This is a genomic window from Candidatus Nitrospira allomarina (genome assembly GCF_032050975.1).
Lineage (GTDB): Bacteria > Nitrospirota > Nitrospiria > Nitrospirales > UBA8639 > Nitrospira_E > Nitrospira_E allomarina.
Window position 1 is genome coordinate 4146366 of sequence record NZ_CP116967.1, and the last position, 12689, is coordinate 4159054.

Below are 12689 nucleotides of genomic sequence, written 5' to 3' on the forward strand. Positions count from 1 at the left end.
ATGGGACGGACGTCACCGCCGTTTAGCAGCCGTAGTGCGTTTTTTACGGGGAGGAGACGAAGAAGCCATTTTCTTGGATGGACTCTTTTTACTCCTTGCCTTCGTCACGGCTTTCTTCTTCACTGCGCTCTTCGCTGCCGGCTTCTTTGCGGCTGGTTTCTTCCCGGCCACGACTTTCCTGCTCGTGACTTTTTTTCCGGTTGTTTTTGTGGAGGGTGCCTTTTTAGCCGTTTTTGGTGAGACCGGATTTGGCCGCCACCGTTCGGGGTGTACCGCTGTTACTCGACCTTGAGCGAGGCTGTCGTTGAGTCTCCTCACGTTCGAGCACCGCCACGGCGGCTTGAGCCGCAGCGAGCCGTGCGATGGCGACACGATAAGGCGAACAGCTCACGTAATTCAGGCCTAATTCATGACAAAAGGCCACGGAACTTGGTTCACCCCCATGCTCTCCGCAGATTCCAAGTTTAATTAACGGCCGAGTCTTCCGCCCCTCCTGAATCGCCCATTTCATGAGAGCTCCAACCCCTTCTTGATCCAACACGGCAAAGGGATCGGCGTCCAAAATATTTTCGGCTTTTTTGTCGATCGTGGCCTTACACATCCGGCACACCATTTTTTTCCAATCCACGTTGGTTCGTTGGCAGACCGGACACCGATCCTGGCGATCCAGGTAAAACCCGATATAGGGTCCTGCGTCATCACGGGAAAACCCGAACGTCGTTTGCGTCAGATCATTGGTTCCAAAGGAAAAGAATTCAGCATGTTCGGCGATTCGCCCAGCCGTCACCACCGCGCGAGGCAGCTCAATCATGGTGCCGATCAAGTAAGTCAACTTCATGCCATATTCGGCCATGGTCTTTTCCGCCACTTCTTGAATCAGTTCCTTTTGAGCTTTCATCTCTGACGGCATCCCCACCAACGGGATCATAATCTCCGGCACGATCTTCTTCCCCTCGCGCGCGACTTCACAGGCTGCTTCAAAGATTGCCTGAACCTGCATGCGTGTAATTTCCGGCATGGTTATCCCAAGCCGGCATCCACGAAGACCCAGCATGGGATTATACTCATGCAACTCTTCGACTCGATCCAGGATTCGTTGTTTCTCCTGAATGACTTGAGGATCTCCATTGGTCACTTCCAACTTTGCGATTTCAACCAGGAGATGTTCGCGTTTGGGCAAAAATTCATGGAGGGGTGGATCGAGTAACCGAATCGTGACCGGAAATCCCTTCATTTCCCGATAGAGTCCAATAAAGTCCTGGCGTTGAAGTGGTAACAGCTGCTCTAAATACAACTCCCGCTCTTCTCTGGAGGATGCCAGGATCATTTGCTGCATGATGGGTACGCGGTCTTCGGCAAAAAACATATGTTCGGTCCGGCAGAGCCCGATCCCTTCGGCCCCGAATCCTCGTGCGATGTGCGCTTGTTCGGGAATGTCCGCATTGGATCGAATCTTCAGCACTCTGAACGCATCGGCCCATTTCAAAATCGTCGAGAAATACTGATACTTTTCAGAATCTTTCTGATCCATTCTTCCCTGAATGACTTGGATCACTTCGGAATCCACCACGGGAATGTCTCCCGCATAAACCTGTCCGGTAAACCCGTTCAAAGAGAGAAAATCTCCTTCAGACAGAATCATGGATCCAAATTGCACCTTTCCGTTCGATAAAACTTCCACGGCATCACAGCCGGCTATACAGACTTTTCCCATTTGACGGGCCACCACAGCCGCATGCGAGGTCATCCCGCCCTTGGCCGTCAGAAATCCTTCCGCTGCATGCATCCCATGAATATCATCAGGACTCGTCTCATGACGGACCAGAATGGTCCGTTCTCCCCTGGCTTTCATGGCCACAGCTTGATCCGGGGTGAGAGCAATACGGCCGGCCGCAGCTCCCGGACCCGCTGGGAGCCCTTTACCGACTGACTGAAATTTCGCCTCATCACTGCTTTCGAAAATGGGGTACAGATATTGGGAAAGTTGTTCCGGGGCAACCCGCTTCACGGCTTCTCTCCGGTCGATGAGCCCCTGACGAACCATATCTACGGCAATCCGAACCGCAGCAATACCCGTCCGTTTTCCAATCCGGGTTTGCAGCATATATAATTTTCCCTCTTGGATCGTGAATTCCAGATCGAGCATGTCCCGATAATGTTTTTCCAGGGTACGCTGGGTCTTAATGAGATCCTTATACGCCTCCGGCAACGTGTCCTGTAACGCGACGACCGGCAGGGGAGTTCGAATACCAGCCACGACATCTTCGCCCTGGGCATTCAACAGACACTCGCCAAAGAAAACCGGGACCCCGTTCGCAGGATTTCGGGTAAAGGCCACCCCCGTCCCGCTGGTATCGCCCATGTTGCCGAACACCATCGACTGGACATTGACGGCCGTTCCCCATTCATCGGGAATATCGTAGAGCCGGCGATATGTGACGGCACGATCCCCAAACCAGGAATCAAACACCGCATCCACCGCCATCCGTAGTTGTTCGAATGGATCTTGCGGAAAATCTCGCGCGGTTTCGGTTTTGACCAATTCCTGATACTGCACTACTAACTGCGCCAAGGCGTCTTCAGTCAAATCGGTATCGTGCTTGACTCCTTGTGCTTGTTTCATCGCCTCCAGAGTGTGTTCAAAGCGCTCGCGGGGAATGCCCATCACCACGCTGCCGAACATCGTGATGAACCGCCGGTAGGCATCAACGGCAAACCGGTGATTGCCGGTTTTTTTGCCCAAACCCTGAACCGTCTGTTGGTTGAGGCCGAGATTCAATACCGTATCCATCATACCGGGCATCGACGCTCGTGCCCCTGACCGTACCGACACCAGCAACGGATTGTCCGGATCGCCGAGCCTGGCCTTCATAGTTTTTTCGACCTGCCGCAGGCCATTCAGCGCCTGATCCCACATCCCGGCGGGAAAGCGTTTTTTGGCATGAAAGTATTCCACACAGGCTTCAGTGGTAATCGTGAACCCGGAAGGAACAGAAATTTTCAGGTTGGTCATTTCAGCCAAACCCGACCCTTTCCCTCCTAAGAGTTCCTTCATGTTGCCGGATCCTTCGGCTTTGCCGCCGCCAAAGAAATAGACATATTTTTTGTGCCGCATTTCTTCGCTCTCCTTTACCCGACCCATCGGCCCTTCGAAAAAAAAGACGTCGTCACAGGAGGAGACTGAATGTCTGACATTCTTCTCCCAACCATTCTCCCCGCTGAATGGAGACCCTCACGGGCCACAGTCTTTTTTCTTAAAGATGCCTGAGACAGGCGTGGTGTTTGAATATGAATATATGAGCTGGCTGTCAGAACAAAGGTAGGATACACGAGCATTCAGGTTGAATGATGATTTACAGATTGAAGACGGTCCTGATATTTGGCTATCAGCATCTGCTTGGTCCACATGCCGGAAATTATGACAACTATGGCAAAAATCATGAGCGCAATCAATCGGTAATTCTCGGCCGGGTTCCCGGAGACGTATAGGTTCCCATCCGGCCCCATAGCCAGGGTTTTTCCTTCCGGCAACTGATGCGTTTCACCCGAGATATCGGAAAAATCAAGCCATTCGGAGCAGACCTTCACTAACCCATCCACGCCCACAACCTTTAACCAGGTGACCTGGACACAATGCCCATTCACGGGATCGTAGAGTTCCGATTTTGATACGATTTTTTCTAAATCAACTCCGCTCACCCACAGACCTGCCAGGATTAAGGCATTGCAGCCGATAATAAGGGCTACCGTGACGACCAAAGTGAACCGCTTCAGCCGTCTTGCAATCTCGGGGCTCTCTACACGGTCTGTCCCATCCCCCATCGGATGTTCCTTCCCATGACCGTCTCGCTTTCACAGTGGCGGCCAGGAATCTTCTTCGATCAATGACTGTTATCCACTTGCCGATTGCAGACAGGACAAATCAGCTACCGTGAGAAACAGGTCATCCGTTGCCTTTAACAGGGAAAGGCGATTGGCCCGTGTCTGTGGGTCTGAATCATTGACCATCACGGCTCCGAAGAACTCATCAATTGGGCCCTTAAGTTCCAACAACGCGTGAAGAGCCTTTCCGTAATTCCGGTCATTGACTGAACTGCGAACTTGTTGTTGCATCACCCCTAAGGCCTGAAACAGCCGACGCTCTGATTCATGGACAAACTGTTCAGGCATGGCCTGCGCGTTGGTCCATTGTTCCTTTTCAACAATTCGGTGAGCCCGCTTAAATCCGATCATCAACGGATCAAAATCCGGTTGAGGCACCATGGCCTCCAAGGCCTGCATGCGTGCGACCAGATCACTCATGTCACAGTCCATCGCATGCGGAACCCGAATGACCGCTTCCATGACATCTTCCCGTAATCCCAGATGTTGCCTGCCATAAAATCGAAGCCGGTCGAAAATAAACGCCACGACTTCTGCCCCAGTCTGAGGGGTACCACGCACCCGCCCACCTTGTCCATCCAAGATCTGCAACGCCCGATTCACCACGGAAGTGATATCCAGCCGGAGTGGCGTTTCTGCAAATATTCGCACCAACCCATACGCGGCTCGACGTAACCCCAACGGATCTTCCGAGCCGGAGGGGGACATTCCGGCCGCAAAAAATGCCACGATGGAATCACACCGATCGGCCACCGCGAGTAGGACACCAGGGAGTTCAGTCGGCAACTGATCTTCTGGAAATCGGGGGAAATACTGTTCGCCAAGTGCGCGGCACACCACTGCAGATTCGCCATCGTGCCTGGCATATTCTTCCCCCATCACCCCCTGAAGGGTCGGAAACTCTCCAACCATTCCGGTCGTCAAATCCGCCTTGGACAGAAGAGCGGCGCGCCGACACACCTCGTCCAGATCCTTTCGGCCAATCTGCTCAGCCATCCATCCGATCAGGTGACCCACCCGATCCACTTTTTGACGCACGGTTCCCAGCTTGTGATGAAAGAGGACGCCCTCTAATGCCGGCACTCGTTCATGCAGCGGGCGTTTCGAATCTTCTTTAAAAAAATGTTGAGCGTCACTCAGGCGGGCTGCCAGGACTCGTTCATTCCCCTTGGTCATGAGCGGGGTGTTTCCCCAGGGCATATTCGTCACCGCAATAAATTTTGGGAGGAGTGCGCCATCTTTTGTCATCAGCGAGAAAAACCCTTGATGCTCTTTCATCGATGAGATCAGGACCGGCTTGGGAACCGCTAAAAACTCCTTCTGAAACGTTCCGAGAATGGTGTGCGGGTATTCCACGCCAAAGACGGCTGCTTCAATCAGCTCATCCCGGTACATGGGGTCAACCTGACCCCTAGCAGAATTAGCCAACAGAGAAACTTCTTGCGTAATGAGACGCCGACGCTCTTCCGGATCAACCAGCACTCCCAATCGCTTCATGGCCTCGATATAATTGTTGGCGGTGGTGAGTGAAAACGTCTGCCCCCGATTTTTGCCTTTCGCCCGATAAAACCGATGTCCTCTTGTCATGGTGCTGGATTGAATTCCGGCAAATTCTACGGAGAGCGATTGATCCCCTAAAAGGGCAACCACCCAGCGAATCGGCCGACCAAATTTAGCCCGCGAGGCATTCCAGCGCATCGCCTTCGGAAAGGCTAGTTTACTTAAGATTTGCGGAAGCGCCCCCGTGATCACCCGTTTGGCCGACTGACCTCTTTGGTGCGTTTTGACCGCCATATAGGGCCCTTTTGGGGTTTCTTGAATACGAAGCTGGTCAACAGGCACTCCTTGGGATTTGGCAAACCCCCATGCCGCCTTTGTGGGCTGTCCCGAAGCATCGAAGGCTGCAGAGGCCGGCGGGCCCAATATGTTTTGAGTCAGGGAAGCTTGCTGAGCTTCCACCCCTTTGGCCAGCAAAGCTAAACGCCGCGGCGTGCCAACCGTCCTCAAGGACTCATACTTTAAACGACTGTCCGCAAAGAGCCGTTGCCCAAGATTTGCCAGGTCTTCCAATGCCTGCGGAAGAACAGCCGACGGCAATTCCTCCGTCCCAATTTCTAACAGAAAAGGTACAGTCTTGGCCTGAGATTTTGAGACCGACTTGGCCTTTACATTTTTGCGGGGTGCTCGTGATGTTACCATAAGCGAATTTGCCATAACCCCGCATTGGGGCATCGATTCATATAACCTTTTGTTTTCTATGAGGACGGGCGGAAGCCGCCGCGTGGCGTAAGAGTGGAAAGCCCATTTGCTCCCGTTGACCAAGATAGGCTTGGGCACATTTCCTGGCAAGATTTCGGACCCTGCCGATATAGCCTGTCCGTTGGGCCACACTGATCGCCCCTCTCGCATCCAACAAGTTAAAGAGGTGAGAACATTTCATACAGCAGTCGTAGGCCGGTAACACCAGTCCCCGTGGGTGTTCCAGTAACTGTTGGCATTCTTTTTCGTAGCGATCAAAGCTGGTCTGAATCAAATCCACATCCGCCGCTTCAAAGTTATAGACGGAAAACTGAACTTCGGACTCATGATAGAGTTCGCCGTATCGAACGTCTTCCGTCCACATCAGGTCATATACGTTATCGACCTGCTGTAAATACATGGCAATGCGTTCCAACCCGTAGGTTAACTCAACCGTCACCGGATCTAACTCCAATCCCCCGATTTCCTGAAAGTAGGTAAATTGCGTGATCTCCATTCCATCCAGCCGGACCTCCCAACCCAACCCCCAAGCCCCTAAGGTGGGAGACTCCCAGTCATCCTGAAGAAATTGAATATCGTGTTGATAAGGATCTAACCCCAAATGGGCAAGGCTTTGGAGGTACAGATCCTGCGAATCCGCAGGAGCCGGTTTCAACACCACCTGATATTGGAAGTAGTGCTGAAGGCGATTCGGATTATCTCCATATCGTCCATCGGTTGGTCTTCGACAGGGTTCGATATAGGCCGCACGCCAAGGCTCCGGGCCGATCGCGCGAAGAAAGGTCGCCGGATTAAACGTCCCAGCCCCTTTTTCAGTGTCATACGGCTGAGTCAAAATGCAGTGGTGAGATTTCCAAAACTGATGAAGGGAGAGAATAATTTCTTGAAAGGTCACAACACTTGACCTTGGCCCCTAGGTTGACCCTGGAACAGCCGAGCAATGATGTACGCCATGAATATTCCGTTCGTTCTCTTGTTCTCTATATGTAGAGAGAAAAATTTTACCGTAGCAATAAACCCTATACCAGTCAAGATAATCAGATTGGAAACAGTCCATACGCGGAAGAGATCAGGAAAGAAGATTTTGACGTGCGCACCTTGTTTTTTTCTGGAGTCTCAAGTATATTTCGCGACTTGTTTATCCATTGAGGAGGGGTTCGACCAATGAAACCATTTTCTACAATGTTCCTCTATGCTTCCTTCGGCCTCGCAACCTTGACCATGGGCTGCGCTGAGATGAATGGCGGCGCCACGGGTGCAAGTGGCTCGGCAGCTTCACCAGCTTCATCTTCGTCAAGCGCTGAAGCCACAGCCGTGACGACAGGACCGACTCGAGTCTCTTCTGGCACGCAAGGCGACACGCTTGAAGCGTGTGTTTCACGGATACCTAGTGATGCAACTGATGGCCAACGCATGATCGCCACGATGAGTTGCGAACGTGACGCCAAGGCCAGAACCTCCATTGACGCTGTCCCAGGAAAATAAGATATTGCTTGCTGGTGACTGACTGACACCAGCAAGCATTCTGTCAGTCGTCTCCATTCGCATTTCTAAATTTCGCTAGACAATAGAAGTCTCTCAGGTCTTTTCGACCTAAGCCAATAAAAAATCCAAGGCTTTGCAGTGGTCTGACGTTTTTTTTGTGCTTTCCTCGTTAAAGCATTCATAATTTTGAGGAACGATCTTTGACGAAGATCGTCCCCTCCATGCCGGTGTGTCCTTTTATCCAACAACGAAAGGGATAGAGACCGGCAGACGCGGTGAAAGACAATTCAATCGATTGACCAGGCTCAAGGACAATGGCATTGGCTTCTTGAAGCGCCACCATTGGCTGATGCCATAGGACGCCAGCCTCCGGCCCGAACAATTCCCGGCTATGAAACACATGTCGTTCCCGTCCCTGATTCCGAATCAGAAGACGAAGAGGCTGGTCGGCTACCCATTCAATCCTCGTAGGATTAAATCGAAACTCTTCAGCCGTCACCAGGATAGTGGATGAACCACCCCATTCACAGGAACCCTGCAGAACGAGGCAAGAGAGGCAACCGATCATCCACCCCATTCTCGGGTGGGCCTTGCGGCAAAACCACCGCGGGGGGAGGATCCATTTTCCAAATTTCATCAACACCTCCAGAATGAGACCCATCCAAGCCCCCTATTCCGAAACACAATCCTGACCTCGAATCGCCTCCTGATAAAAATCACATGCATAGGACAAGGAAGTTCTGACATAATGGTCCATGTCCTCATCTATCGTCCTCAAAGGAATCCAGTTGTCCGCACGATGCGGGGTGACGGAAACGGAAAGACAGCAACCTCAACCTCTTCTGGTCGATCTTACCTTCCGATGCCCCAATCAATCGGCCTTTCAGAGTGATCAAATTTCCGATACGGTCGATTACGGAACAATCACGCAACGAATTCTAGACATTGGGGAAGGGCAGGCCTTTTCGCTAATTGAAACATTGGCGGAGAGAATCTGCCAAGCCTTGCTTCATGAATTTCCCATTTCCCGTCTCAAAATATGGGTCAGAAAAATCCGCCCTCCGTTGAAGAGCATTGAGGGGTCTGTCGGGGTCCAATTGATTCGATCGCGCAAACCAATCGCCTCCACTGATCTCAGGCATCTTTCTCCATTTCTAGTAGACCAAATCTCCCGACTTCCTCACGGAACGGTGTTGGATGTGGCAACGGGACGAGGTCGTCATGCCATGTATTTGGCTTCCAAAGGGTTTTCGGTTCATGGCATCGATCGTGATGCCGACGCGCTGCATGAGCTTCAGGAGCAAGCCCAAGAAGCGGCCTTACCCTCGATAACGACGGAATGCATAGACTTAGAGGCGAACCCGCAATATCCACCGGACTTGGGCACAGCGGTGTACGATGCGATTATCGTCTTCTTCTATTTGTACCGGCCGCTCTTTCCTCAACTGGTTAACGCCCTGAAATCCGGCGGCGTCATCATGTATGAAACCTTCCTTCTGGACAACCATATTCAACGGCAACACCCGCGACGAAAAGAGTTCTGTCTGGAAACCAATGAATTACTCACCCTTCTTCAAGGCCTTAGAATTCTCCATTACGACGAAGGGGATCATGAAAACTTTTCAGCACGGGCGTTTACCGCACGCATTTTGGCACGAAAACCATAAAACCCAACCGATCTCATGAGCCGTATCGACCTGCATACTCACACCCATTTCTCGGACGGGAGTGTTTCACCCACCGCACTCGTGGAACTTGCTCATCAACAAGACGTGAGCATCCTGGCCATTACCGACCATGACACGACTGAGGGGCTCCCGGAAGCCATGGAAGCCGCTCATCATCTCCCGATTGAAATCATTCCCGGTATTGAATTAAGTACAGAGTTTCAGGGGCGGGAAACGCATATGCTCGGCTATTTCATTGATCTCGCTGATCCTCAGTTTCAAGCCAGACTCGAGCAGCTTCGCGCGACACGCGTTGATCGCCTTCACCACATCCTTGACCGGCTTCACACCCTCAAAGTGGAGATTTCTCTCGCTGAAGTGGAGCATGTTGCCGGAGGCGGAACTATGGGTCGCCCACATATCGCACACATGTTAATTGAAAAGGGCTATGTGAAGGGGATGAAAGAAGCTTTCGATCGATTCCTGGGAGTCAGAGGCGCAGCCTATGTTCGGCGAGTTGTCCCAGAGGCGGCTGAAATCATGACGTGGATTACTGAGGCCGGCGGCATCCCAATCCTTGCTCACCCCTATTGGGAGGGATTAGGTGCCGATAAGACGACGGACTCATGCCGGACGTTAGTGGAGCAGGGATTACGAGGGCTTGAAGTCTTTTATGGTACGTTTTCCGCTCGCCAAATTTCAATCAATCTTAACTTAGCCCGCAAATTCGATTTACTCATGACGGGAGGCAGTGATTTTCACGGCGCCTTCAAGCCTGATATTTCGGTCGGAACGGGGCGCGGTTCGTTACGGGTTCCTCCCAAGTTGATCGATCACTTACGTCAGGCGGCTGGCCGGTCAGACCCCCTAAAAATGAACGAGGCTCCATGACCGCCCCAGGAGGATTTTTAATTGTCAGTGGCTTCCACAATATGATTTTCAAATCGCGTGCAGCCCTCAGCCAGCAGGCGATTGGTCAACAATTCCCCCGGCCACTCAATTGGCAAATCTGCCGTAAACACCCACACATCCGGCGATGTCCAAATCGGTCCATGGTCTTCAGGAAGATCCGGATCAAACAGATCGGTCCATACAGGCATATACACGCCATTCCCGCATTGGGTATGCAGATGCACCACGGTTCGGCTTCGAACCGGGCCTTCCAGGTCATGCCACACGGCAGCGGTTTCATCAGCCAATCGATGAAGACGAACGGCGTTTTGTGCATCATACAAGGCATAGGCCGCGTAATTAGGAGCCTCCAGGAGTTGCGGCGCCTTGGCGACTTCGGGGCATTGACTCACCAGATGATCCATAATAGCCTGACAGTCGTCTTCGGAAAGGGCTTCCGGCAACGTCGTATCAGGAACGCCAAGAATTTCAAAAAATAAAAATGCGGTGGCTTCAACGGGTGGATGAAGCCTCGCCGCAATCGTCTGACGTGGCTGTCCTTCAGCAAGGTTTGAAATATGGTCGTGAATCTTCTGCAAGCTTAAAAATTCCAATGTGGAATCGGTGAGAAGCCTCGGTTCGACCGTGATCACCGCCCCTGGCGGGACATGCAGATGTTTCCGCAACAAATCCGCCGTTTCCACAGGGTCAATTTTCAATTTCAAAGGATACTCCAAATTGGCTTGGAGTGATAATTCAAACGAGGCAAGAATCCCATACATCTCGCTGTCTTCGCTCTCATCCTCCATCAGACAGGAGCTGGCCGCTTCCGCCAGCAAATCAAATAACCACTCCGCCATACTTTCGTCTAAGGCTGCAAGAACGGTGAGAACCTCATGTTCACGATCCTGATCTAGTAAGGCCTGCAACACTTCAATGGCCAAACTGGGATCCCCATGTTCATGCCGCCGGGCATTAATGAGATGAATCAAATCCCTGGTAAGGGGATCAGGACGATACCAACTAGACATTGCATTCATGGGTTTTCACGATTCCAGGCGAAAGTAAAAATTTTCTGAGAAGGCCGATCATCAAAATTTCCAAAGTATTTTCACATGACTGGAACCCGTTTGCCAACTCACTACTCTCCAATGATCTTCACCAACACCCGCTTGCGACGTCTCCCATCAAATTCCGCGTAAAAAATTTGTTCCCATGGACCAAAGTCCAATCGTCCCTTGGTGATAGCCACAACGACTTCCCTGCCCATGATTTGACGCTTGATATGAGCGTCACCATTGTCCTCCCCTGTTAGATTGTGCCGGTACGTACCCGTCTGCGGCACAAGGCGCTCAAGGAACTGTTCATAATCCTGCAGCAACCCGGCTTCGTCATCATTAATATAGACACTCGCAGTGATATGCATGGCATTCACCAGGACAAATCCCTCTTTGATCCCACTTTGTTGTACCACACGTTCCACCTGAGAGGTAATATTCCGATACTCCCTTCGTTCTTTAGTCTGAAACCAGAGTTCTTCCCGATATGATTTCATGTTCCCTCCCCAACCACAGATTCCATCCGAGGTGTATTTTCCATAACGCTGATCCCGATATCAATCCTCATGGCCAGGGACAACAGGCCACTCGAATTATTTTATCCTCGGAATGGACTGGATCGTTTCATCCTCTGCGCTCTGTTCGCCATAAGAAGAGACCATGTTCCCTCATCAATATGCTGGGAAGATTTGACAGGAAATAGAAGTGATGTTAATAAACTTCATGAATGGGTATTTCTTCGTACACGACCTGCTGATTTGGCAATTTCATACCACGCCAATCCGGCACTGACACTGCTTGCAGACCTCACGACAAAAAGGAGATAGGCATGATGACCTCGACAATCGGTGCGGTGTTCTCCCCAGAACAACCTTCTCGATGGAACGTGCTCTTTGCCCAGGAGACTGACAAAGACTTGGAATTTGACGAAGGATTGGAAGAGGACGATCTCAACCAATCCAAGCCTCCTTCAAGGAAACCGCTTCTCTGGATTGTACTGTTATTGCTGATTGTTGGAGTGGCCTATTGGGCTCTCAACTCAAATACCTTTTTGCCTCAAGGGACTACCACCGATACGGCTGCCAGCACCAGGAATCAAGACCAGACTGGCATCACACCTCCAACGTTTCACGAAAATCAGGAAGTGTCGCTGACAGATACTCTTGGGAGGTCCCTGCTGATGGGTGATCCTGCCAACACCACTCCCGGTCCCATCGTGAAACCAGGAGAAACACTCACGATTCTGGATGGAGCCTATCAGTCAACCGGATGGGTCTACCAGGTTCGAACGCCAACGGGAAAAACAGGTTGGATCTCTGCCGAAAAACTCAGGTCACAGACCCAAAATACAGGAAAGGGTTCCACCCAATAAGAAGGAACCCTCCAAATTTTTCAACGCGTTGGTCGCCTTGAGTCACTTAAAGGATCAAGAGTTTGGTTATCGAGA

General features: G+C 51.5%; 11 protein-coding genes. 4 read left to right on the forward strand and 7 right to left on the reverse strand.

The genetic code is table 11. The features are described 5' to 3' along the window. Positions 1 to 223 precede the first annotated feature (223 nt). From ppdK to PP769_RS18160, 4 genes are all read right to left on the reverse strand, one after another. Positions 224 to 3115, reverse strand: coding sequence for a pyruvate, phosphate dikinase (ppdK, locus tag PP769_RS18145; protein ID WP_312642902.1), 2892 nt, complete (start codon positions 3113 to 3115; stop codon positions 224 to 226). Positions 3116 to 3336: 221 nt separating this feature from the next. Next, complete coding sequence (locus PP769_RS18150; protein ID WP_312642904.1) at positions 3337 to 3822, reverse strand: hypothetical protein; 486 nt, start codon at positions 3820 to 3822, stop codon at positions 3337 to 3339. 69 nt (positions 3823 to 3891) lie between these two features. Next, positions 3892 to 6081 (reverse strand): glycine--tRNA ligase subunit beta, encoded by a 2190-nt coding sequence (glyS, locus tag PP769_RS18155; RefSeq protein WP_312642906.1) that lies wholly within the window; start codon positions 6079 to 6081, stop codon positions 3892 to 3894. A gap of 37 nt (positions 6082 to 6118) precedes the next feature. Further along, complete coding sequence (locus PP769_RS18160) at positions 6119 to 7036, reverse strand: glycine--tRNA ligase subunit alpha (protein WP_312642909.1); 918 nt, start codon at positions 7034 to 7036, stop codon at positions 6119 to 6121. Between the two features lie 269 nt (positions 7037 to 7305). Here PP769_RS18160 and PP769_RS18165 point away from each other — a divergent pair, with 269 nt between their 5' ends. After that, entirely contained in the window at positions 7306 to 7626 is a 321-nt protein-coding gene (locus tag PP769_RS18165; protein WP_312642911.1) for a hypothetical protein, read from the forward strand. Between the two features lie 178 nt (positions 7627 to 7804). On the opposite strand, the gene PP769_RS18170 is transcribed toward PP769_RS18165, so the two are convergent. Next, on the reverse strand, positions 7805 to 8263 hold the full coding sequence (locus tag PP769_RS18170) for a cupredoxin domain-containing protein (RefSeq protein WP_312642913.1): 459 nt from the start codon (positions 8261 to 8263) through the stop codon (positions 7805 to 7807). A 118-nt stretch (positions 8264 to 8381) separates the two neighbouring features. Between PP769_RS18170 and folB the strand changes: the two genes are divergently transcribed. Both folB and PP769_RS18180 read left to right on the forward strand, forming a co-directional pair. Next, on the forward strand, positions 8382 to 9293 hold the full coding sequence (gene folB / locus PP769_RS18175) for a dihydroneopterin aldolase (protein ID WP_312642916.1): 912 nt from the start codon (positions 8382 to 8384) through the stop codon (positions 9291 to 9293). 15 nt (positions 9294 to 9308) lie between these two features. Next, a complete protein-coding gene (locus PP769_RS18180) occupies positions 9309 to 10184 on the forward strand; it encodes a PHP domain-containing protein (protein ID WP_312642918.1) in 876 nt (291 codons plus the stop codon). A gap of 17 nt (positions 10185 to 10201) precedes the next feature. On the opposite strand, the gene PP769_RS18185 is transcribed toward PP769_RS18180, so the two are convergent. Together PP769_RS18185 and PP769_RS18190 are read right to left on the reverse strand one after the other, a co-directional pair. Next, entirely contained in the window at positions 10202 to 11224 is a 1023-nt protein-coding gene (locus PP769_RS18185) for a hypothetical protein (protein WP_312642920.1), read from the reverse strand. Positions 11225 to 11325: 101 nt separating this feature from the next. After that, positions 11326 to 11739 (reverse strand): secondary thiamine-phosphate synthase enzyme YjbQ, encoded by a 414-nt coding sequence (locus PP769_RS18190; RefSeq protein WP_312642923.1) that lies wholly within the window; start codon positions 11737 to 11739, stop codon positions 11326 to 11328. Between the two features lie 332 nt (positions 11740 to 12071). On the opposite strand from PP769_RS18190, the gene PP769_RS18195 reads away from it, so the two are divergent. After that, positions 12072 to 12614, forward strand: coding sequence for an SH3 domain-containing protein (locus PP769_RS18195; RefSeq protein ID WP_312642925.1), 543 nt, complete (start codon positions 12072 to 12074; stop codon positions 12612 to 12614). Positions 12615 to 12689: the final 75 nt, after the last annotated feature.